Consider the following 22,573-nt stretch of genomic DNA (forward strand, 5'->3'; position numbering starts at 1 on the left):
AAGAAAAAGGCGGCCCAACAAGCCGCCTTTTTCTTACCAATCAGTATAAGTTCTAGCCAAGGCCCATGGCTTTTTCTGCTGTGCCGTCACTTGGCACATACATGCCGCGCTGGCCGCGCACCGGGCGGAAGCTGTCTGTTATGCCCAGCACTGTCTCAGCGGCACCTAGGAAGAGCGTACCGTCGCTCGCAAGGCATTTGCGCATGCGCTCAAGAACGTCCTTCTTGGTAGGCTGGTCAAAATAGATCAACACGTTGCGGCAATAAATCACGTCAAATGAACCCATTCCAACAAAGTTGCTGAGCAGGTTAAATGGCCTGAAGGTCACCATCTTGCGAATGTCATCGCTGATCCGCCAGGTGTCGCCTTCCTGCTTGAAATATTTGATCAGCATCTGGATAGGAAGCCCGCGCTGAACCTCAAACTGGCTGTATGTACCAGCTTTGGCTTTCTCAAGCACTTGGGTACAGATGTCGGTGCCGACAATCTCTATATTCCAGCCCTGCCATTTCATCCAGTTTTCGCGCAGAAGGATCGCAAGCGAGTATGGCTCCTGCCCTGTTGATGCGGCAGCACACCATATGCGCAGCCGCTTCTGTGATGCACGACCCTTTTCCATGGCTGGCAACACATGGTTTTTGAACAGGTCAAACGGTGTGTTGTCCCGAAAGAAGAACGACTCGTTCGTGGTCATTGCTTCGGTCACGTCGCGGATCAGGCCGTCATCCCGGCTCATTCTCAACTTCTGCACAAGCGCATCAAGCGTATCAAGCCCGCGCTTGCGAGCAAGCGGCGTCAACCGGCTTTCAAGAAGATAGACTTTATCCGGCGTGAGCATCAGGCCAGAGCGCTCTTTGAGCATGCCTGCGAGGAATTCAAAATCTTCAGTTTTCATCTGATTCCTCCTTGCAACCGCGTGGCTGCTGCCTCACCCAATTTATCAACAGGAAGTACCTCCGTACATAGCCCTGCGGTCGCGACCGCTCCAGGCATACCCCATACCACACTGCTCGCTTCATCTTGTGCCAGCAGCGTACCCCCCGTTCGTGTCAATTCTCTCGCACCCTTCAGACCGTCGTGCCCCATCCCGGTAAGGATGATGCCCAAAACATTTTCGCCATATACCGCTGGCAAGCTGCGAAACAACGGGTCCACAGCCGGGCGGCAAAAATTCTCAGGCGGTTCATCGGTCAATCGAATGCAGGCCTTGCCGTCAACAACAGTGACTTCCATGTGGCGTCCACCCGGAGCAACATACATTTCACCCGCAGTAAGGAACTGGCCGTCTGTGGCTTCCTGCGTTTTCCAGCCCGTCGCCTGCGCGAGATGTTCAGCCAAAATGGCGGTGAAGGTCGCTGGCATATGCTGCGTGATCAACACCGGCACGTCTGGCGCGCGTTTGAATCCCGCAAAAAACTTCATCAGAGCCTGCGGACCACCCGTTGATGAGCCAATAGCAAGAACTTTTGGTCGCCGGAATGACCCCGTGCGCAGGCTGATTTGCTTCTCAAGCGGCACCGCTGGCGTCGCTGGTGCAGTAGAAACCCGCGCACCACTGATAGAGACCGGTGCGGCTGGCCTGCGTGCCGTTACAAACCCGCTTCCCGGCGTGGGCGCGGCGGGCCTGCGCGCTGTGACTTCACGTGCTGCAAGCCCTGCAGCTGTCGTCCCAGCCGTTGGCGCGCCAAGGTCGCTCGCGTTTGCCGGCAATTGTTCACCGCGTTTTTTACGGCGGCGCGAGGCCCAGGCTTTCACCTTATCCACAAGCTCGCGGCGGAAATCGATATTTGCGTTAACGGAACGCGCTGTCTCAGGCTTCGGCACATAATCCACTGCCCCCATCTGAAGGGAGCGTAGGCTGACCTCCGCATTCTTGCGGGTCAGTGTGGAGGCCATCACAACCTGAAGGTCCGGCACCATCTTGATCATCTGAGGCAGCGCTGTCAGGCCGTCCATCTCTGGCATCTCGATATCAAGCACAACAACCTCTATATCATTTGCCTGCAACTGCCTGAGCGCAACTGCGCCATTATTGGCGGTTGTCACAACATCAATTTCAGAATCTTCAGACAAATAGCGGCACAAAAAGCCCCGGATAATGGCACTATCGTCCACCACCATTACCCGATAGGGACCACCGCTTCCCGGCACAGCTGTTGTTTTTGAAACCGCAGAATTCACGCGGGGTACCCTTATGTTACATCAACCCAACTTGGGAGAATTTCGCCTCAATGATCTCACGGTCAAACGGCTTCATGATATATTCGTTTGCACCAGCCTCGATGGCGGTACGAATGTGCGCCATATCATTTTCAGTGGTACAGAAAACCACAATCGGCTGCTCAACGCCTTCGCGGGCCCGGATGGCCTTCAGGAATTCAAGCCCGTCCATAACCGGCATGTTCCAGTCCAAAAGCACAACGTCCGGCATGTTACGGTCACATGCGTCCAGGGCGTCCTGTCCATCTACGGCTTCTTCGATGTCAAAATTAAGCTCTTCCAGAATGCGCCGCGCGACCTTCCGGATCACCTTTGAATCGTCAACCACAAGACATAACTTCATTTGCTGATGTCTCCCTACTCCACCTTATTCGGTGGACCTATTCTATTATTGTTCAGTCTGCACCTTACGCGGCTTTTCCACTGCTTTCAAAGGCAAGAAGTCGGTCCACGTCCAGAATGGGCAAAAGTTTGTTTTCGAGCCTATAAATCCCCCGGCTCACTTCCCGCCAGCGCTGATCAAGCGTTACCGGGTTTCTTTCAAAGTCTGCGTCGTCAAGTGACAGAACCTCGCCTACGGTGTCGATCTGCAGGCTATAGGGTTCCTCTTTATGCTCAACCACCACAGACATGCTCTGTTTACCAGCTTCCAGTGGTGGCAGGCCAAGGCGTTGCCTGAGGTCGATGGCTGTCACGATCTTGCCGCGCAAATTCAACACACCTGAGACCCACGCTGGCGCAAGTGGTATCTTGGTTATTTGTTGCGGGTTCAGCACGTCATGCACGCTCAAAACCGGTATTCCAAGGGTTTGCCCCTCAAGAACCACAGTCACAAAATCCTGCTTGCCGGTTGCCACAAGGCTTAAGTCATCACGGACAACAAGGTTGTTCATGCCGCGTCTCCTTTGATCTTAAGCTGTTGGGCAAGGCTTCTCAGCAGCGTTGGCTTATCAAATTTTGCGATATAGTCATCGAAACCGGCAGCGTGCCCTCTCTGTACATCTCGCTCTGTTGCTAGAGCCGACAGAGCAACAAGCGGTGTGTTTTCCCATTTGCTACCGTCCCGAATGGCCGCAGCAAAATCGAAGCCGTTCATATCCGGCATTTCGATATCCGAGACAATCAGGTCGTATGTATAACCGTCTTCCATCAGCTTCAGTGCAGTGGCAGCGCTTGAAACCGCCTTCACGTGATACCCCGCCACCGTCAGAACCGGCTTCAGCATATTGCGGAAGAAGTCACTATCATCGATCAAAAGAACGCTGGCTCCTGCAGACGGCACTGTGTCATCCGTTACGTTGCGAGACCTCAGCCAATCAGCAAACGCTAGGTTGAGATAGTATGAAACATCAATAACCTCAGAGGCCTTACCACTGATGATGGCAGAGCCCACAACGCCTTGCTTCTCAGACGCGAGCTTGATGTTCAGTTCTTCCTCAACGATATCAAGGATATCATCGACAGCCAGGCCCATGGTGTATTCGCGGTCTGTGAATACGAGTACAGGTTGGCGCCCCTCGCTGCGAAGTTCCATATCGGGATGCGCCTTGATGAGAGGCATCAACGCGCCACGGTATTGCACCATATGGCGACCGTCCGAGAGCTCGATGGTATCGACATCGATTTCCTCAAGGCGCGCAACAAGTGCAAGCGGAACTGCTTTTGGATTTTTGCCACCCGCACGGAAGACAAGAAGACTTTCTTTCTCGCTCTCAGCGGTTCGGCGCACCTGCTCGCGCGCATCTTCTTCTTCACGTTCGTGGTCGCCAACGCCCGAATTGGCGCGGGCAGCGATGCCGTTCGGATCGAGGATCATGATCACACTCCCATCACCCAGGATCGTATTACCTGAGTAGATTTCGAGGTCTTTCAAAATCGGTGCAACCGGCTTGACCACAATCTCTTCCGTATCGAACACCTGATCCACCACGACCCCGAAGGTGAACGCACCAACCTGAGTAACGACGATAAAGTCGTCAACATCTTCACGTGCATCGATCTCGTCGCGGTCCATGAAGCCAAGAACCTCGTTCAGGTACACCAGTGGCAGCAAACGGTTCCGGAGCCTCAGGACAGGTGTATCCTTGATGGTCTCAATCTTGTGTTCCGAGTTTTGCGACGCCCGCACCAGTTCAAGCACGCTGATTTGCGGGATCGCATAACGTTCGTCTTGTGCTTTAACAATCAGGCCAGCAACGATCGCCAGTGTGAGTGGGATCTTGATCTGGAAGGTGGAGCCTTTGCCCTCGATGGAGACCATATCGATGGTGCCACCGATCTTCTCGATATTTGAGCGCACCACATCCATACCCACACCACGCCCGGAGACGCTGGTGATTTTCTCGGCTGTCGAAAACCCAGGGTGGAAAATAAACTTCTGAATCTGGCCGTCGGACATGTCCGCAAGCTCAGCCTCGGTTGCCAACTTCTTCTCAAGAATTTTTTTGCTAAGCTTGGCCACAGGAATGCCCCGGCCATCATCCTTGATTTCGATAATGATATGCCCGCCTTCGTGATAGGCGTTCAGCACAATCGTACCATTTTCAGACTTGCCAACCGCCATCCGCTCAGCTGGTGTCTCAATGCCGTGGTCGGCAGAGTTTCTGACCATGTGGGTAAGCGGGTCTTTGATAAGTTCCAGCACTTGGCGGTCAAGCTCGGTGTCAGCGCCAAGCATCTCAAGGTCGATCTTCTTATCAAGTTCTACCGTAAGGTCGCGAACAATGCGTGGCAGTTTCGCCCATGCGTTGCCAATCGGCTGCATGCGCGTTTTCATCACATTTTCCTGAAGCTCTGTGGTGCACTGGCTCAGACGCTGCAGCGGCACTCCAAGCTCGGTATTATCCATATTCCGGGTAATTTGCAGAAGCTGGTTCCGGGTCAACACCAGCTCAGAGACCATATTCATCAGGTCTTCCAACAGATCAACACTCACGCGGATAGATTGGGAAGTACGCTTCTGTTCGGTTGGTGCAGCAGCAGATGGCCCAGCAGCTTGCGTCCGAGCGGAAGACGCCGTGCCCGCCTTGTTGGTTTCCGCTTTGGCAATTTCTTTTGCCGCGCTCACAACAGCGTCACGCACCAGTTCAAAGCTCATTGCCGCTTCGTCAGCCGTGTCGCCGTCCACCTGGCATTCAACAAGCACGGTTTTGATCATCTCGACCAGTTTGTCAAAATGCTGGTCCGTAAAACCGGAGACAGAAACAAGCTGGCGGCCAACATTATCTGCAGCATCAAGGTCGTCCTTGAAGATCGCCATCATCAGGCCCATGAATTGGCCCTTACGCAAATCAGACGCTGTATTCGCAAAAAACTTGGACAGATTGCCATCGGTCCCAAGCCGCTGGGCAATCAGGTGCGCGGCAACAGCCAAGGTATCTTCACCGCCCACTCTATCGAATAAGGTTTTACCTGCGCCGCTAGATGTTGGTGCGGCCACAGGCTCTTCTTCAGCCATTTCTTCAGGGCCGGGGGCATTTGCAAAAGCAGCTTCCAGTTCCTCAAGCGATACCTCACCCGGCTTCAGCGCACGGCCGAGGTTCACGTCAACAATCTCACCCTCAACCGTGTCAGGCTCCGGGTCTGGTGCGGCAAGCGCCCCTTCCGCGATGGCATCCAGCCGTGCGATCAGGTCCGTATCGTCGCCTTCTGGCTCCTCTTCCGTCGCCTCAAGGCCCGCCAGAATCTCCTTAATCCGGTCAAGGCTCTCAAGAATGACCGTCACCGCATGCTCGGAAACTTGCAGCTCGCCATCCCTGAACTTGCCCAGAACGTTCTCGGATGCGTGCGCAACCGATTCCAACCGAGGTAAACCAAGGAAACCACAGGTACCCTTGATGGTGTGAACAAGGCGGAAGATGTTATCGAGAACTTCCTTGTTGTTAGGGTCTTGCTCAAGCTTGACCAGCTCGACGTCAACCACGTCGATGCTTTCACCAGTCTCGGTCAGAAATTCGTTTAACAGATCATCCATATTCAATCATCCCGGCGGATAGGGTCAGCATATAATGGGAGTGTGCCCCGATAAGAAACAGATCGCAACTTGCACCTTGGCCAAAAAGAGTTAAAAACGTGTAAAGCTATGCACATATCTTATGAAAGCATCGCTCAGTTCGGCAATATTGCTTCGATGTGTGCAAGCGTGTCGCTAACCTCAACCTGGTTTATTTTACCTCCGATTTCAGCCGCAACGGCTTGCGCAAGGTATGCAGGTGCCGCGCGGGGCTCCAGGTCATCCTCACTCAGCGTACCCGCGAGCGCCAACTTCACTTCGTTTTGCACGATAACACGTGCACCTTCGCCGCGAATGGAGATCACCGTCTGGCCTTCCTCGTTCCGCATCCGCATCAACACTGTGCCACCGCGGATCATTGCTTCCGAGACCACAAGGCCAAGATTGAGCAAAATCTTCACTTGAGCCTTGTTGGCACTTTCAGGTGCTACGTCCCACTCAAGGGTCACACGGCTACCATCGAGGAACGCGCGCATGGCCTTCTCACATTCCCGCACGTCAAGTTGCGCAGAAAAACCGCCCGCAGCGCCAAATGCAAGCCTGAAGAACTGTAGTTTGTGACTGGTTTGACGGGTAGACTTTTCGATAAGGTCAAGTACAGCATCCCGCATGGACACATCTGTTTCGTCAGCCAAAATTTCGAGGCCATTGTTGATGGCGCCCACGGGGCTCACCAGATCATGGCAAAGCCGCGAACATAAAAGCGCGGCAAAATCGAGTTTTGACATATGAGGCTTCCCCTTTTTCCCAACGAAACAGCCAATTTTGGCAATTAAATCTTGCCATTTTCAGCTATCGTGTCAGAACCATACCCAACACAGGCGGAGACGCCAAGAACGGAAACAATATTTGTAAAAATTCGTGAGGTTTTTCATGTCATTGAAGCTCGAAGCGCTTGTCACTCCTATTCTTGAGACCATGATCGAGGCTGGTGATGTTGTGATGGAAGTTTATCACAGCGACTTTGAGGTTTTTGGCAAGGCGGATCAGTCCCCGGTAACGGAAGCTGACAGGCGCGGCGAAGCTATTATTGAAGCTGCCCTCAAGCTTATCGCTCCCGATATTCCAATTGTGGGTGAAGAGGCCAAATCAGAAGGCAAATGCCCGGACATCTCCGGCGGTACCTTCTGGCTCGTTGACCCTCTTGACGGCACCAAAGAGTTCATCAAAAAGGGCTCTGATTTCACTGTAAACATCGGCCTGATTGAGAACGGCGTACCCATTATGGGCTTTGTTTTTGCCCCAGCTATGGACAAAATGTATTGGGGCATCAAAGGCATAGGGGCGTGGACAGCCAATGTACGAAGCGGAGAGCTCGTTAACCAAGCACCTATCAAGGCTCGGATAGCAGATCCTGAAAACCTTGTGATTGTTGCCTCCAAATCGCACCGCTCGGCTGAGCTGGAAGCCTGGCTTGCACATTTCCCTAGCGCTGAACATGTGTCTATAGGCTCGAGCCTCAAATTGTGTCTCCTGGCAACGGGCGAGGCCGATCTCTATCCGCGCCTGGGACCAACCTGTGAGTGGGACACCGCCGCAGCCCACGCCGTGCTCCTCGCCGCAGGTGGGCATGTAGAGGTGGCCGACGGCAGCCCCCTTACTTATGCAAAAGACCTGAAAACCTTCCTCAATCCGTGGTTCCTATGCCGCGCCGATACAAATTTCAGTGTGCCTTCATTAACTTAATTGTTTTGTGATCCCTGCTTTCACGGTACCCTAGCCCGGAATTAACCGGGGAGGTTTCGATGATAATACTGCTCGCAGGACTTTTGGTATTTGTTGCGGTCCACCTTCTACCTGTGTTCGGCTTGATGACACGGGCGAGCCTCATGGCCCGTTTGGGAAAAAATGCCTACCGGGGACTTTTTTCGCTCGTCATTATTGGGTCGCTCGCCTTGGTATATTTCGGTTGGACTATGACGGAGCCCACCATCCTCTATGCGCCGCCGCAATGGGCATTTCACGTCACGCCACTTCTGGTACTTTTTGGTTTCATTCTATTTTTTTCAAGCCGCGCCCCCAGCAACATTCGCCGCCTTGTTCGGCACCCGCAGCTAACAGGCGTGCTTCTTTGGGCGATCGGGCACCTGCTCGCAAATGGAGAGCAACGGTCTGTGCTATTGTTTGGCACATTCCTTGTGTGGACAATCCTGGCCATGGTCGGCGCGAACCGCCGCGACGGCGACTGGGTCAAACCACCAAAACAATCCTTCGTTAAAGATATCGTGACAGTCTTTATTGGCGCGGCGCTCTATACCGGTTTCCTTTTCATCCACGAATGGCTGATTGGCGTGAACCCGTTGCCATTCGCTTCCTAACAACGGCTTCTGCGTTAGACAGACCGCGCCACAGTAGCGATATCTATTTACATTTTAATGTGTTCAATTAAAAATGCCTTCAAGTCTCTCGGGAAAGGCACGTCCATGCTGCATAGGCAGAAGGTTCCAACAATCGCAATTATTGGTGCAGGGTTATCTGGCTTGTGTATGGCGATCCAGCTTCGCAAAGCCGGACTTGGCAACTTCATGCTCTATGAGAAAGCGGACCGTGTTGGCGGTACCTGGCGTGAAAATACCTATCCCGGTGTTGCCTGCGACGTACCCAGCCACCTTTATAGCTTCTCGTTTGAACCAAAAGCGGACTGGAGCAAGGTTTTCTCACCCGGTGATGAGATTCAGGAATACATTGAAGAGATCACAGCCAAACACGACCTCCTCCCAAACATCCGTTTCGGGTCGGAGTTGAAAAAGGCCGAATGGCAAGGCGAAGGTTGGCAACTCACGTTCAGCGATGGCAGCAGGGCGCAGGCTGACTTTCTGATCAACGGTATGGGTGGGCTTCATATCCCGCGTTTCCCTGATATTCCGGGCATGGAAAACTATGCCGGCACCAGCTATCACACGGCGGAATGGAACCATAACCACGACCTGACAGGCAAGCGTGTAGCGGTTATTGGCACTGCAGCCAGTGCCATTCAGCTTATTCCTGAAATCATCGATAAAGTGTCGCATCTGGATATCTACCAGCGCACACCAAACTGGATCATGCCGCGTCCGTTTATGGAATATTCCGAGCGTACAAAAAAACTGTTCACTCGCTTGCCGTTGCTGGAAAAGCTGCATCGCTTGCAAATCTATCTTTTGTTTGAAATGCGCTTCCCTTTGTTCAGACGTGATCGCTTCTTTTCAAAACGTGCAACCAAGATGTTTATCAAACATCTTGAGGCTCAGGTTGCTGATCCGGCCCTTCGGGACCAACTGATGCCTGACTACCCAATCGGATGTAAGCGAATTTTGGCGTCAGATAGTTATTTTCCCGCGCTTCAATGCGACCGAGCCACATTGATAACCGACCCCATAGACCGCATTGAAGGGGACAGCATAGTCACCACAGATGAGGTTCGACGACCAGTGGATACCATCATCTACGCAACGGGCTTCAAACCATGGGATCAGATGGAAGGTGTGGAAATTATTGGTCGCGGCGGCTTAACCATGAACCAGTATCTCTCCCGCGGGATACGGGCACACAGAACCGTTGCCATGCCTGGTTTTCCGAACCAGTTTATGCTTTTAGGGCCCAACAGCGGCCTTGGGCATAATAGCGTGATCCTGATGATAGAGGCGCAGGTTTCCTATATTCTGAGCGCTATCCAACACACGCTGGGAATCGGTGCAAAAACGGTGGAAGCAAAAGAAAATGCTGCCGATGCTTTTGATGAGCAACTGCAACACGACCTAGAAGGCACTGTTTGGGCGGGTCACTGCAAAAGCTGGTATCAAGGCGACGATGGCCGCATCTATACGCTCTGGCCATGGGGTACGCGGCGCTACATGCGCGAAATGAAGTGTGCAGACCCCTCAGAGTATGAGTTCACTTCGTAGGCGTCTTTTTCAGAAACATTTTGATGTCTCCAAGTGCGTCTTCTATCGCCCCCAGAATACGGGGGGACGCACTAGCCTTCACGCCCTTCAGGCTTTCCCTGACGCGTTTTTGATCAAGCTCGCCCCAAATACGCGCGAGATGCCCAAGGCAAATAATGGCTACACGCGCAACATCCTCTCGCGGATCAGCTACAAACCTGAGGCATTGGTCCTGCACCCAGCGCCAATCATCAACCCCTTCGACTGCACCCAGAAGGCCGTAAACAATAGCCTCGGTGTCGCCGGAGAGCAGCTTCTCTCCGGCTTCGGCCTTATCAAGAGGGCTGATCGCCTCGTATTGCATGGTCAGCGGTTTGTAACAGGCAGTGGTGGTGACCACGCTGGGTCACTGGCATCAAATGGTGTCGGCACCTGTCGTTCGTTATACCCGGTCAGATCCACCGACCACAGGCTTGGTTTCCCGCCCGTGCCACCGTTACCGTATGGCGGTGTACGGAAGAACATCAACACACGGCCATTAGGAGACCACGTTGGGCCTTCATCCTGGTAGGCGTCCGTCAGCAAACGCTCACCGGAGCCGTCAGGCCGCATCACGCCAATGCGAAACTTGCCGTCACCAATTTTGGTGAATGCAATCAAATCACCACGAGGAGACCAAACCGGTGTTGCATATCGCCCTTTGCCGAAGCTGATACGGTGTACGTTGTCACCATCTGCATCCATCACATAGAGCTGCTGGCTTCCGCCGCGGTCAGAATTGAAGACAATCCTTCTGCCGTCAGGTGAATAGCTCGGCGACGTGTCGATGCCCGGGTCATTGGTCAGCCGGACCTCACGCCTTGTTCGAAGGTCCATGACATAGACGTCTGAATTCCCGTTCTCAGCCAGACTCATTACAACGTTATCGCCGTCTGGCGAGAAACGCGGAGAGAAGGTCATGCTCGGGAAATCCCCCAGCACTTCAAATTTGTTGGACAGGATATTGAAGAGATACACCCGAGGGCGATTATTATAATAGCTCAGGAACGTAATTTCCTGCCTGTTGGGCGAGAAACGCGGCGTTAACACCAGATAGCTACCGTCGGTCAGGAACTGTTGGTTTGCGCCGTCCTGATCCATGATGGCCAGGCGCTTTTTGCGGTTAAGCGGGTCGCCCTGCTCTGCGATATACACGATACGCGTATCGAAATAGCCTTCTTCACCGGTAAGACGGCTATAGATACGGTCAGAGATTACATGCGCTGTGCGGCGCCAGTTGGAAACCGGTGTGGTATATCCAACACCTTCCATCTGTGCTTCTGCAACCACGTCCCACAGGCGAAACTCAACACGCAAATTGCCGTTGGGCAGCATTTGCAGACGCCCTGTTACCAGCGCTTGCACACCCAGAGGTCGCCATGCGCCAAACCGTGGGCGAGACGGTGCCGCAGTAATCTTCTCAATAAAGGCATTTTGGTCGATCGAGCGAAAAAGCCCGGTAGAGATAAGGTTCGAGGTAATAACCTGGCTAATACTCGCCCCAATATCCGACAACTTACCGGTTGGGGTTTCCAGGTCTTCAACGGGCGCGAATTCAGGCACCGCAATTGGCACCGGGTCTACCGTACCACGGGTGATATCTACAGTGAGCTGTGCGTTTGCGGCACCAGTAATGCCCCCAACCAACAGTAAAACCACTGCACAAATTCGACCAATCAACATGCCAATCCCTCTTTATCCACCCAAAAATGCTTTTGGATTGAAATTGAAAATTATCTGGTTCTGCCCGGTTTCGCGGACATAATCACTCGCCTCAGGAAACGGGGCACACAGTTGTACCGCACGCAGCGCACTCTCTGCAAACACACGGAAGAAAGCCCGGTCCGGGTCGTTCAGGTCGCCTGCATTTACAAACTCCGGTCGCCCGATCATGGTGCCATCACTTGAAAGCCAAACGCTGACGTTCACCTGCATGTCTTTCACGCCTTTGGCGCCCGCCGGGATATTCCAACAGCTATAGACCTTCTGCTGCAAAGCCTGCATCAAAGTAGCGGTCGCTACTCGTCCGCGGATACCCGCAAACATATCGGTTTTCGGCTCTTCCTTCTTGGGCGCTGCTTTCTTTTCTTCCGTTTTCGCTTCTGGAACAGGTGTCGGTTTATTGTCTTCTTTGATCGAGCGGTCAATTAGCGCCTTCAGCCTGTCAACCTTCAAGCGTGACGGAGGCTTGGGCTTAGCGTTAGGCGTGACGTTGGACCGCAAATCCATGCGCTCTGTCACCTCTGGCTTGGGAGTGGGCTTGGGAGGGGTCGGCTTCACCTCTGGCTTTGCTTCCGGCATCGGAACAGCTTCTGCTGGCGCTGCCTCCACAACCTCTTCCGGAGCGTATTCGGGCTCAGGCTCCTGCTCAACCGGCTCTTCCTTGATCTCTTCTGCCTCAGGCTCAGGTGCAACTACCTGGTTTTTCTCGGAAATCTTCACAAAATCGATCGAGATCGGCGGTGGGGGTGGCTCGCGATCCTTTGAGAAATCAGGCAAGCCAACAAGCGCAACAACAGCCACCCCTATATGAAGGGTCGCGGACAGTATCCAACCAATGCGTTCGTTGTTAATCATCCTGCACTCGGTCTCAGTTCTGGTCCGCTATAAGGGCCACTTTGGTATAGCCCGCTGCGTTAATCGCGCCGATCACCGCCATGACCCGGCCATAATCCAGCTTTGTGTCACCCCGGATATAAATCCGCGTGTCTCGGCTCGCACCCGAAATGGCTGAAAGGCGCGGCACAAGCTCTTCAAACGAGACCTCAGTGTCGACAAGAAATATGGCACCTTCATGGTTGATGGATATCTCCAGCGGTTTGGCATCCTGCGGCAGCGGTTTGGCCGCAGCCTTTGGCAGGTCTACTGGCACGCCAGCGGTAAGAAGCGGTGCTGTCACCATGAAAACGATGAGAAGCACCAGCATCACATCCACAAATGGGGTGACGTTGATTTCAGCAAGCGGCTGATACCGCCCTCTGCGCCTGCGGGCCCCGTCCGGGCGACCGCCAGATGTAACTGTCGCCCCCATTAGTGTGCCCTTTCGTCCAGTTGGCGTGACAGAATGGCCGCAAACTCATCCGAAAACCCTTCAACACGCCCGGCATAACGCCCGAGGTCGGTCGAAAGTTTGTTGTAGCCAATAACCGCGGGGATAGCTGCTACGAGGCCCAGCGCTGTGGCGAGAAGGGCTTCAGCAATACCCGGTGCTACAGTCGCGAGCGAGGTGTCTGATGCTACCGCGATGGATGTAAAGCTGTTCATGATCCCCCACACTGTACCAAAAAGGCCAACAAAGGGCGCGGCAGAGCCAATAGTGGCCAGATAGCCGACTTGACCCTCAAGCCTATCCATCTCGCGGGACGTGGTGACATGCATGGCCTTATAAATCCGGTCTTGCACCGTTACTTTATCAAGCCCCGACCCGCGGGTACCCAAACTGCGTTGCCATTCACGCATCGCGGCCACGAACACCGCCGCAAGCGGGTGATTGGGTGCGCTTTTGAGGGCCGCATATAATTCGTCAAGGGACTGGCCAGACCAGAAGGTATCTTCGAAATCGTTGGCCTGTCCGCGCGCTTCCTTGAGGCGGGTCCAGGTATTGAAGATGATTGACCATGACCAAAGGCTTGCTGTCAGAAGCATGATCATCACCGCTTGCACTATGAAATCTGCCTGCAAAAACATGCCCATGATGGAAAAATCAGGCGCATTGCCTCCCAGTTGAACTGCTTCCACCCCTTGCACGATTTGTTCTTGCATTCCTGTCTCCCTGCCTCTCTAAATTCTTAACGCTGGCTCTCGGCCGCTTCATCCATCCATTTCTGCCAACAAATTCGGGCAGAATTAGGCCATCGTTTTGGCCTGCCATCCGTACCAATCACCGCCACAAGCACTTCTGCTTCCGTAACCATCTCGCCATCACGGGTAATCCACTGCTGTACTTCGATCGCGGCCGCACGAACTTTAGTCACTTTGGAATGACCGATAAGGACATCACCCACCTTCGCCTGCCGGTGATACCTAATATTGATATTCGAGACCACGTAAGTAAGCGGCCCGCCCTCCGCTTCCGGTAGGTCAAAAAGGTGATTCACGTCGGCTGCGGTATTCCTGATGCTCTCCGTCCGGACCCTCTCAAAAAAGCTGACATAGCGGCCATGGTAAACCATACCGCCTACGTCGGTATCTTCGTAATAGACACGGATCGGAAAGTGAAAAACCCCGTCTTGCCATTCACCTTCAGCAACTATGCCTGTCATTTTGCGCCTCCAAACATATCAGGCTGGCCTGCGCCGCCAGAAACAGGCGGCGGGGTCAAGCCGAGGTGCTTCCATCCATCCGGTGAAAGCATACGCCCGCGCGGCGTGCGCTGAACGAGACCAATCTGCATCAAATAGGGCTCAATGATATCTTCAATTGCGTCACGTGGTTCCGACAGTGCGGCGGCCAGTGTCTCAACACCAACCGGCCCGCCTGTGTATGTCACGCCAATACATTTCAGGTACCGCCGGTCCATGCTGTCGAGGCCAAGATTATCAACCTGTAGCCGGTTAAGCGCCGCGTCTGCCGCCACACGGTCAACCACGTCACGTTCTGCAACTAGAGCAAAGTCCCGCACGCGGCGAAGCAAGCGCCCGGCGATCCGCGGTGTGCCACGAGACCGCGCCGCCACTTCACGTGCGCCATCTTCGCTGATATTCAGCTCAAGAAGGCGGGCACCGCGCCGCACCACCTCAGTGAGTTCGTCGGTCGTATAAAAATCAAGCCTCGTGGGGATGCCAAAACGGTCTCTGAGCGGTTTGGTTATCAAACCTGACCGGGTGGTCGCACCAACGAGTGTAAACTGTGGCAGGTCGATCCGCACCGAGCGGGCTGCTGGCCCCTCGCCAATGATCAGATCAAGCTGGAAATCTTCCATTGCGGGGTAGAGTACTTCTTCAACCGCCGGGTTAAGGCGGTGAATTTCATCGATAAACAGAACGTCGCGTTCCTGCAGGTTGGTCAGCAACGCAGCAAGGTCACCTGCTTTTGAGATCACGGGGCCAGAGGTCGCACGGAAGTTTACACCAAGTTCGCGCGCAACAATTTGCGCCAAGGTAGTTTTACCAAGGCCAGGCGGGCCAAAAAACAACACATGGTCCATCGCTTCGCCCCGAGCCCGTGCTGCGCCGATAAAAACCTCGAGGTTCTCGCGCGCTTGTTCCTGGCCAATGAATTCTTTAAGCGTTTGTGGTCGCAGACCAACATCTACCGGGTCGCTTGAACCTTCGGTTCCGCTCAGCAATCTGTCTTCCGCTTCACTCATAAGCTACTCAGTTCCTTAAGAGCTGCAGGCACAAGAGCGCCCACATCTGCCCCCTCACCCAATTCGCCGGCAGCCTTCGCGACAGCGCCGTGCGCCTCCACCGGCTTGTACCCGAGGTTCACAAGGGCCGAAATTGCATCTTCAATCGCGCCACTTGCCGCCACAGGCGCCGCACCGCCTGATGCCAACTGCACCCCCTTCGGCTGAAACACAAGGCCCGTTACCTTATCCTTCAACTCATGCACGATGCGTTGTGCAACCTTCGGTCCAACGCCTTTTGCACGCGCAACTGCCGTTTTGTCTTGGGCCGCAATAGCGTTTTGAAGCTCATTTGGCGCGAGCGTGGAGAGAATGGCCAGGCCAACCTTGGCCCCCACACCCTGCACACTTGTCAGCAAACGGAACATATTGCGTTCAGCAACTTCAGCGAACCCGTATAGCGTGATCGCATCTTCGCGTACCACAGTCTCAACATGGAGCTGCACTGCCTCACCCCGGCCCGGCATGGCAGAAAGCGTGCGGGAAGACGCATGGCAAATGTAACCAACACCGCTCACGTCAACGATCACCCAATCGTCACCAACGCTATCCAAAATGCCTGTCAGCTTCGCAATCAACGGAGCGCTCCCCCAATATTTTTCATCGTTGCCACATGATGCGCATGACAGATCGCAACTGCAAGCGCATCTGCGGCATCTGGGCCGTTTATTTTCACGCCGGGCAACAGGATACGCACCATGGCATCCACCTGTTCCTTTGCCGCATGACCAACGCCCACCACCGATTTTTTGACATGGTTTGGCGTGTATTCCGCCACGCTCAAACCAGCCTGAGAGGGCACGAGAAGCGCGATGCCACGAGCCTGACCAAGCTTCAGTGTTGAGGTAGGGTTTTTATTGACGAAAGTTTCTTCAACGGCACAGGACTGAGGGCGCCACTCTTTGAGCACAGCCTCAAGGCCGTCGTGCAGTTCAACCAGTCGTTCCGCGAGGGATTTTTTAGGGTCCGAGGTAACGGTCCCGTTCGCAACGTGGCTTAGTCGGGTACCGACACTTTCGACGATCCCCCAACCGGTTTTCTGAAGTCCCGGATCAAGCCCCAATAGCCGCATCTGGCCGCCTATCCTCTCCCTGAAAGGCAAGGCCCATCTGCGCAATTACAAATGGGCCAATAGTCTTGTTTATTCGCTATCCAGTTCAGCGAGGACATCGTCAGGTATATCGTAATTGCCGAACACGGTTTGTACGTCGTCGTTATCTTCAAGCGCTTCAATGAGCCGCATCACTTTTTCTGCGCCATCTTTGTCCAGAACCATAGGCTCCTTCGGCTTGAAGATCAGCTTCGCACTTTCAGGTTCAGTGCCACCAAAGGCCTCTGTCAGCGCTGCAACAACGGCGTGAAGGTCGGCCGCGTCAGTATAAATGGCGTGGCCATCCTCATCCGATTCAACTTCATCGGCGCCAGCTTCAAGTGCTGCCTCAAACATGGCGTCCGCGTCTGCCACATCAGCCGGATAGGTAATTTCACCCACACGATCAAACATGAAGCCAACAGAGCCGCTTTCCCCCATGTTGCCGCCAGCTTTACCGAAAATGGTCCGGACATCAGATGCCGTACGGTTCCGGTTATCGGTCAGCGCTTCAACGATGATGCCAACCCCGCCTGAGGCATACCCCTCGTAGCGCAGCTCATCATAGTTCTCAGCGTCACCGCCAGATGCCTTGGCAATCGCACGTTCGATGTTATCTTTCGGCATCGACTGGGAGCGAGCCGTCGCAACCGCGAGGCGCAGCCTTGGGTTGCTATCGATATCTTCGCCGCCCATTTTCGCCGCGACCGTGATCTCACGGCTGAGTTTCGAGAAGATTTTAGAGCGCTTTTTATCTTGAGCGCCCTTGCGGTGCATAATATTTTTAAATTTGGAATGGCCTGCCATGGTTACCCTCTGCAGCTTATCCTTATTGTTGATGTTTATATGGTCGCAGCGTCACAGCCATACATTGCCGGGCGCCGGTTGGCCCTCTTATTAGCAGATTTAAGCAGCTTGAACAGGGGGAAGTTGGCATTTTCCGGCTATATCAGTGCGTCGTGATATGCGAAGGTGCAAACGCGTTAGGAAATACGATCAAGGAGGCACAGGTGCAGAAGCTTGAGGGTGGCTGTTATTGCGGCAATATTGGTATCCGGCTGGAGACCGAAAAACCACTGGCTGAGCTTATACCGCGCGCCTGCGACTGCGATTTTTGCACGATGAACGGCGCAAAGTGGCTTTCCCACCCGGATGCAAAACTGGAAATCGAGATCCAGAACGAGGCCGCCATAAACCTGTTTGAGCAAGGCTCAATGACAGCCCGCTTCTGGCTTTGTCAGCGCTGCGGCGTATTGGCTTGTGTGACCGCCGATGTGGACGGAAAACGCCGCGCTGCCGTGAATGTTAACGTACTCAATGCCCGCGCAGATTTCCCGCCGCCTATGTCTGTTTCGCCAAAAGAGCTTTCAAAGGATGAAAAAACAGCGCGCTGGCAAGATGTCTGGATCAGGGGCGTGACCGTGAAAGACTGTTGGGACGTGGGGCTTTAGCCACACGTTATATCGCCTGATTTCCAAGCCAGCACATCACCTGTCACCACTTGTCCATCAACCATACCACCGACGGTAATCCAGTCGTTGCGCCATTTCATCAGGCCGCGATGGTCCATGCTGGCGGTAGGTTTGTCTTCATATGCGACCCAGTTATCCTTGCTGAAGTCCCACGCGAACACGTGTTTCTGGGGCTTGGATGGTTCGCTGTCGTAACCAATGCCGTTATAATTGTATGCGTTTGGTGTACCGCCTACAAAGAGTACGCGGTCTCCAACCTCATCGCCCTCACCTCCCATGCGGTAATGACCGCGACCGGGAAGTTGCGGTAGCCTGCGATAGGTAATTTGAGCTGGGTCTTCAGGGTGAATGGTGCCCATCCAGCCTTCATTTACCGTATCAAATTGGCGACGCCCGTTTTCATCCACGCCAACAACCGTGACACCGTCAGCTATCACAAAGCGGTTTCCCACAATGCCGCCAGCGTGACCAAAAACAGGGCTGCCGGGATATTCTGTCGCCAAGAACCATGATTCTCCCTGCGTGTCATATACCTGCACGTTACGGATATTGCCTGTGTTGTGCCAACCTGAAACCAGATAGATATACCGATCCTGATAGACAAAACTGACCGCATCATCTGTCGGCGTCGGCATGTCTGCTATCCGGCTGTATTTCTTTGTGATCGGGTCAAACAGGAAATTCTCTGGCGTTGAGACCTCAGCGCCATCTTCCGCCACCGTGTAACCACCAAAATAATAAACCTTGCCTGCCACTGCTTCGACTGTCGCAGCCAAACGCCCTTCGCTCACAGGAATATCTGGCAGGCGGGTCCACGCGTCATCACCTTCACCAAACATGTAGGCTTCTTTCGATGTGTCCTGCCATGTTTTACCTACCTTGAGCCCGGCGAAGCTGAAAAGCGTCTGACGCCCCTCCACGACTGCTGTAGTGACAGCGTTGTTGCCGTGTGGCTCAGGAAGCGGTGGTATACATTCACTCGCTTGCAGGGCTGAAAAGCCCGCGACAACAAAAAACAACCCCATGCAATTAACTAGAGACGTATGTCGCATCACAATGCTCCCCTGACCACAGATGTAAAATCACGCATATTCAAGCTTATGTCCAGCAGCACTCATTAGGTCATGCGTGACAAGCGCCGCTATTGCTGACACAATCTGTAAAATAATAATAGAAATACTCTGGGGAGAGACTTCATGGTGTCAGGCACCGCCGATTTGGACCAGAAACCCAAGAAAAAGGGCTGGTTTCCAGATTCTTTGGTTCTTATTTTTTCACTGATTGTTGTCGCGCAACTCCTGACCTATGTCATACCGTCTGGTGCTTTCGAACGGGCACCTGCACCGTTTAATCCTCATTATGAAATGGTTGTCGCAGGTAGTTTTTCTGCAGCGGAAGAAGCGCCCACTCTTGACGCCTGGCATTTTCTTTCCGCTATTCCCCGTGGGTTAGCATCAGCGCAGGAGATCATCTTCCTTGTGTTTCTGGTTGGCGGTGTGATCGCCCTGATGCGATCTTCAGGCGCGATCGACGCCTTGTTGTTCCGCGCGGTCAGGCGCTTTGGCAACAGCCCGGCATTATTGATCGCAGGAACGCTGACACTCTTCGGCGTTGGTGCCTTCACCATCGGCATGGGCGAGGAATATATGCCGCTAATTCCCCTTCTGGTGACCATGTGTCTGGCCATGAAGCTGGACAGCATTGTTGCCATGGGCATTCTCTGGGCAGGTTACGGCGTCGGCTGGGCAACGGCTGGCACCAACCCCTTTGGTGTTATTATCGCCCAAAACATTGCTGGCCTGCCACCCACATCAGGACTTGGCTTTCGGATCGTTGTTTTTGCGCTGTGTATCCTGGTTTCATTCCAGCATATCTACGCATATGCGCGCAAAATTGCCGCCGATCCCAGCAAAAGCCTCGTGTCTCACGTAGACTATAGTGCGGGTTTCGATATGCCAGAGGACGTCAGCTATACTTGGCCACGGCGCGCTATTCTCTTGATCTTCGGCGCAGGAATTATCTTTTTTGTCTACGGCGCGCAAAACAGGGGTTGGTATATTGGCGAGCTGAACACGATTTTCCTCGGCGTCGGTGTACTCACAGCAATCATCTCCCGTATGGACCCAAACGACGCTGCCAAAACATTCATCTCTGGTGCCGCGGAAATGACCGCAGCCGCTCTGTTGATTGGTTTCGCCCGGACTATTGAGGTCGTGCTGACCGATGGCCTGATCATTGACACCATCATCAATGCCATTGCGTCATTGTTAGACGGCGCAGGCCCTAGCCTCTCAGCCATCGGTATGCTGGCTATTCAAACCATCACAAATTTTTTCATCCCAAGCGGCAGCGGACAAGCGTTTGTCACCATGCCAATCATGTCACCATTGGCAGAACTTACGGGCGTATCGCAGCAGACCGCAGTGCTGGCTTATCAGTTCGGGGACGGTTTCACCAATATGATCGTGCCAACAAGCGCCCTTGTGGTGGGCACGCTTGCTTTGGGCAAAATACCCTATGTGCAGTGGGTTAAATTTGTGACCCCGCTTCTCATCAAGCTGTTTACGTTGGCAATCCTGACGCTGATATTCACAGTTCAGTTTGGTGAGTATATCGGGTTCGGGAACTAGAGCGCGCGCCGGCGAAATCCAAAACGGTGGTACATCTGCCGCCGTTTCCTGTCGATTGCCTAACCCTGAAGGTTTTCCCGAAGTTCCTCGAGTTCCAGCCAGCGCATTTCTTTTTCATCCAGTTCGTCACGCTTGGCTTCCAGCTCTTTTGAAAGAGCCTCAAAGCGGCTGGGGTTCTTGCTATAAAGCGCCGGGTCCGACAGTTCGGCTTCCATATCGGATATTTTCATCGAAAGTGTTTCCACATCGGCGGGCAGTTGGTCCAGCTCCCGCTGATCTTTATAGGAAAGCTTATTCACCTTCTTCTTGGCGGCGCTTTCGATGTTCGTGACCGTTCCTTTGGTCTTCGCTGGTTTTTCCAAACCAGGCACGGCAACTGACTTGGCCTTAAGCGCTTTATAGTCTGAGTAGCCACCCGCATATTCAGTCGCCGTACCATCACCTTCCATAACCACAGAGCTTGTAACAACCCGGTCGAGAAAATCTCTATCGTGGCTTACGAGCAGGATCGTACCCTTATAATCCGCGAGCACCTCCTGCAACAAATCAAGGGTATCCATATCAAGATCGTTTGTCGGTTCATCAAGGATCATCAGGTTTGAAGGTTTCGCGAAGTTGGCCGCGATAAGGAGCCGGTTCCGTTCACCACCAGACAAGGCAGACACCGGCGTATGCGCCACGCTCGGGTCAAACAAAAAGTCCTTCAGGTAGGTCATCACATGTCGGCTTTCACCACCTACAAAAACCCAATCCCCACGACCGCCGGTCAACACGTCCATCACAGACATGTCGTCCTTCAAGCCCGCGCGCTTTTGATCAATCACAATGGTTTCCAGATTGGTACCCAACTTGATCTCACCGGCATCTGGCGCAAGTTCGCCCGTCAGCACTTTCAAGAGGGTCGACTTACCAACCCCGTTAGGACCGATGATGCCGATACGGTCACCTCGATTGATGCGCAGGGTAAAATTGTCAAAAAGCCTGCGGCCTTCGAAACTCTTGGAGATACCCTTGGCTTCTATGACGCGTGTACCGGAACGGTCGGCACCCGCGAGCGAAATGTTCACCTGTCCGGCGGCGTGCACCGTCTCGCGGCGTTCCTTCCGCATATCATACAAGCGGCGCAGGCGACCTTGGTTGCGGGTACGACGGGCACTAATGCCCTCAACCGACCAGCGGGTCTCTTCCTTGATTACCTTATCAAGCTTTTTGAGCGCCTCCGCCTCTTCACCGTAAACTTTCTCCTGCCATTCCTCGAATTTTTCAAACCCATCCTCAAGCCGACGAATTTTGCCCCGATCAAGCCACAGGCACGCTGTTGCCAGATTCTTCAAAAAGGCCCTGTCGTGGCTGATGAGCACCATGGCACCTCGCCAGCTCTTCAAATAGGTCTCCAGCCACTGGATGGTGTTGATATCAAGATGGTTAGTTGGTTCGTCCAAAAGCAGCAGTTCAGGCTCGCTGATCAGCGTGCGCGCGAGCGCTGCGCGGCGCAACTCACCCCCGGACGCTACTGCTGGGTCTGTATCACCATCAACATCCAGGTCTTCGATCAATACATCCGCGCGGTAATCCTGGTCACGCTCATCCTTAGGCAGCCCAGCAAGAATGTATTCCTTGAGGCTTTGGTATCCGCTCGCATCCGGTTCTTGTGGCAAATAGGCAATACGGCTACCAGGCTGAACCCAGCGCTCACCGCCATCCGCTTCAATAATACCCGCGACGACCTTAAGCAGTGTTGATTTGCCCGTACCGTTTCGCCCAACAAGACACAGGCGGTCTGTCACACCAATATGCATTTCAAGCGTGTCAAGAACGGGGTTGGCACCCCAGTGAAGGTTGATGTCCTTCAAACTCAGAATCGGCGGAGCCATGATTGCCTTTCAAACGATCAACGGGC

Annotated in this window: 23 protein-coding genes and 2 pseudogenes; 5 read left to right on the forward strand and 20 right to left on the reverse strand. The window is 53.8% G+C overall.

Annotated elements, in window-relative coordinates; translation table 11 throughout:
• Positions 1-52: 52 nt before the first annotated feature.
• The 6 genes from ACOOGA_RS03695 to ACOOGA_RS03720 form a co-directional block, all read right to left on the reverse strand.
• Positions 53-895, reverse strand: a complete 843-nt coding sequence (locus tag ACOOGA_RS03695) for a CheR family methyltransferase (protein ID WP_417460363.1) — start codon at positions 893-895, stop codon at positions 53-55.
• Complete coding sequence (locus ACOOGA_RS03700) at positions 892-2,121, reverse strand: protein-glutamate methylesterase/protein-glutamine glutaminase (RefSeq protein WP_417460677.1); 1,230 nt, start codon at positions 2,119-2,121, stop codon at positions 892-894. The genes ACOOGA_RS03695 and ACOOGA_RS03700 overlap by 4 nt, the downstream gene beginning before the upstream one ends.
• Positions 2,122-2,197: 76 nt before the next feature.
• Positions 2,198-2,563 carry a response regulator gene (locus ACOOGA_RS03705; protein ID WP_417460364.1) on the reverse strand — a complete coding sequence of 122 codons (366 nt, stop codon included), beginning with the start codon at positions 2,561-2,563 and terminating at the stop codon, positions 2,198-2,200.
• A gap of 64 nt (positions 2,564-2,627) precedes the next feature.
• Complete coding sequence (locus ACOOGA_RS03710; protein WP_417460365.1) at positions 2,628-3,113, reverse strand: chemotaxis protein CheW; 486 nt, start codon at positions 3,111-3,113, stop codon at positions 2,628-2,630.
• Positions 3,110-6,193, reverse strand: a complete 3,084-nt coding sequence (locus ACOOGA_RS03715) for a chemotaxis protein CheW (RefSeq protein WP_417460366.1) — start codon at positions 6,191-6,193, stop codon at positions 3,110-3,112. Before ACOOGA_RS03715 ends, ACOOGA_RS03710 begins: the two co-directional genes overlap by 4 nt.
• A gap of 134 nt (positions 6,194-6,327) precedes the next feature.
• The gene (locus tag ACOOGA_RS03720; RefSeq protein ID WP_417460367.1) at positions 6,328-6,960 is read right to left on the reverse strand and encodes a histidine phosphotransferase family protein; all 633 of its coding nucleotides are present in this window, start codon (positions 6,958-6,960) and stop codon (positions 6,328-6,330) included.
• Between the two features lie 145 nt (positions 6,961-7,105).
• Between ACOOGA_RS03720 and cysQ the strand changes: the two genes are divergently transcribed.
• From cysQ to ACOOGA_RS03735, 3 genes are all read left to right on the forward strand, one after another.
• Positions 7,106-7,918, forward strand: coding sequence for a 3'(2'),5'-bisphosphate nucleotidase CysQ (gene cysQ / locus ACOOGA_RS03725; RefSeq protein ID WP_417460368.1), 813 nt, complete (start codon positions 7,106-7,108; stop codon positions 7,916-7,918).
• A 59-nt stretch (positions 7,919-7,977) separates the two neighbouring features.
• On the forward strand, positions 7,978-8,550 hold the full coding sequence (locus ACOOGA_RS03730; protein ID WP_417460369.1) for an NnrU family protein: 573 nt from the start codon (positions 7,978-7,980) through the stop codon (positions 8,548-8,550).
• A 168-nt stretch (positions 8,551-8,718) separates the two neighbouring features.
• Complete coding sequence (locus tag ACOOGA_RS03735; protein ID WP_420429478.1) at positions 8,719-10,116, forward strand: flavin-containing monooxygenase; 1,398 nt, start codon at positions 8,719-8,721, stop codon at positions 10,114-10,116.
• Here ACOOGA_RS03735 and ACOOGA_RS03740 read toward each other — a convergent pair.
• The 10 genes from ACOOGA_RS03740 to ACOOGA_RS03785 all read right to left on the reverse strand — a co-directional run bounded on the left by ACOOGA_RS03740 (position 10,106) and on the right by ACOOGA_RS03785 (position 17,378).
• Positions 10,106-10,495 carry a hypothetical protein gene (locus ACOOGA_RS03740; protein ID WP_417460371.1) on the reverse strand — a complete coding sequence of 130 codons (390 nt, stop codon included), beginning with the start codon at positions 10,493-10,495 and terminating at the stop codon, positions 10,106-10,108. The genes ACOOGA_RS03735 and ACOOGA_RS03740 overlap by 11 nt on opposite strands.
• On the reverse strand, positions 10,462-11,817 hold the full coding sequence (gene tolB, locus ACOOGA_RS03745) for a Tol-Pal system beta propeller repeat protein TolB (RefSeq protein WP_417460372.1): 1,356 nt from the start codon (positions 11,815-11,817) through the stop codon (positions 10,462-10,464). The genes ACOOGA_RS03740 and tolB overlap by 34 nt, the downstream gene beginning before the upstream one ends.
• Positions 11,818-11,829: 12 nt before the next feature.
• On the reverse strand, positions 11,830-12,711 hold the full coding sequence (locus tag ACOOGA_RS03750; RefSeq protein ID WP_417460373.1) for a hypothetical protein: 882 nt from the start codon (positions 12,709-12,711) through the stop codon (positions 11,830-11,832).
• Between the two features lie 13 nt (positions 12,712-12,724).
• Entirely contained in the window at positions 12,725-13,165 is a 441-nt protein-coding gene (gene tolR, locus ACOOGA_RS03755; RefSeq protein ID WP_417460374.1) for a protein TolR, read from the reverse strand.
• Positions 13,165-13,896 carry a protein TolQ gene (gene tolQ, locus ACOOGA_RS03760; RefSeq protein WP_417460375.1) on the reverse strand — a complete coding sequence of 244 codons (732 nt, stop codon included), beginning with the start codon at positions 13,894-13,896 and terminating at the stop codon, positions 13,165-13,167. The genes tolR and tolQ overlap by 1 nt, the downstream gene beginning before the upstream one ends.
• A gap of 26 nt (positions 13,897-13,922) precedes the next feature.
• Positions 13,923-14,396, reverse strand: a complete 474-nt coding sequence (locus ACOOGA_RS03765) for a YbgC/FadM family acyl-CoA thioesterase (RefSeq protein WP_417460376.1) — start codon at positions 14,394-14,396, stop codon at positions 13,923-13,925.
• On the reverse strand, positions 14,393-15,442 hold the full coding sequence (gene ruvB, locus ACOOGA_RS03770) for a Holliday junction branch migration DNA helicase RuvB (protein ID WP_417460377.1): 1,050 nt from the start codon (positions 15,440-15,442) through the stop codon (positions 14,393-14,395). Before ruvB ends, ACOOGA_RS03765 begins: the two co-directional genes overlap by 4 nt.
• Positions 15,439-16,059, reverse strand: coding sequence for a Holliday junction branch migration protein RuvA (gene ruvA / locus ACOOGA_RS03775; protein WP_417460378.1), 621 nt, complete (start codon positions 16,057-16,059; stop codon positions 15,439-15,441). The genes ruvB and ruvA overlap by 4 nt, the downstream gene beginning before the upstream one ends.
• Complete coding sequence (gene ruvC / locus ACOOGA_RS03780) at positions 16,056-16,553, reverse strand: crossover junction endodeoxyribonuclease RuvC (protein ID WP_417460379.1); 498 nt, start codon at positions 16,551-16,553, stop codon at positions 16,056-16,058. Before ruvC ends, ruvA begins: the two co-directional genes overlap by 4 nt.
• Before the next feature lie 69 nt (positions 16,554-16,622).
• Positions 16,623-17,378 carry a YebC/PmpR family DNA-binding transcriptional regulator gene (locus ACOOGA_RS03785; protein ID WP_417460380.1) on the reverse strand — a complete coding sequence of 252 codons (756 nt, stop codon included), beginning with the start codon at positions 17,376-17,378 and terminating at the stop codon, positions 16,623-16,625.
• Positions 17,379-17,581: 203 nt separating this feature from the next.
• Between ACOOGA_RS03785 and ACOOGA_RS03790 the strand changes: the two genes are divergently transcribed.
• A complete protein-coding gene (locus ACOOGA_RS03790; RefSeq protein WP_420429480.1) occupies positions 17,582-18,022 on the forward strand; it encodes a GFA family protein in 441 nt (146 codons plus the stop codon).
• On the opposite strand, the gene ACOOGA_RS03795 is transcribed toward ACOOGA_RS03790, so the two are convergent.
• Positions 18,019-19,095 (reverse strand): Kelch repeat-containing protein, encoded by a 1,077-nt coding sequence (locus ACOOGA_RS03795; protein WP_420429482.1) that lies wholly within the window; start codon positions 19,093-19,095, stop codon positions 18,019-18,021. The genes ACOOGA_RS03790 and ACOOGA_RS03795 overlap by 4 nt on opposite strands.
• 144 nt (positions 19,096-19,239) lie before the next feature.
• On the opposite strand from ACOOGA_RS03795, the gene ACOOGA_RS03800 reads away from it, so the two are divergent.
• Entirely contained in the window at positions 19,240-20,673 is a 1,434-nt protein-coding gene (locus ACOOGA_RS03800) for a YfcC family protein (RefSeq protein ID WP_420429484.1), read from the forward strand.
• Between the two features lie 59 nt (positions 20,674-20,732).
• Here the strand turns inward: ACOOGA_RS03800 and ACOOGA_RS03805 are convergent, their stop codons facing one another.
• The 3 genes and pseudogenes from ACOOGA_RS03805 to ACOOGA_RS03815 form a co-directional block, all read right to left on the reverse strand.
• A complete protein-coding gene (locus tag ACOOGA_RS03805; RefSeq protein WP_420430607.1) occupies positions 20,733-21,266 on the reverse strand; it encodes a hypothetical protein in 534 nt (177 codons plus the stop codon).
• A 36-nt stretch (positions 21,267-21,302) separates the two neighbouring features.
• Positions 21,303-21,626 (reverse strand): annotated as a pseudogene (locus ACOOGA_RS03810) (ATP-binding cassette domain-containing protein); the annotation flags it as partial.
• Positions 21,627-22,157: 531 nt separating this feature from the next.
• Positions 22,158-22,547, reverse strand: a pseudogene (locus tag ACOOGA_RS03815) (ATP-binding cassette domain-containing protein); the annotation flags it as partial.
• Positions 22,548-22,573 lie beyond the last annotated feature (26 nt).

The sequence above is a fragment of the Kordiimonas sp. genome (assembly GCF_965216265.1).
Taxonomy (GTDB): domain Bacteria; phylum Pseudomonadota; class Alphaproteobacteria; order Sphingomonadales; family Kordiimonadaceae; genus Kordiimonas.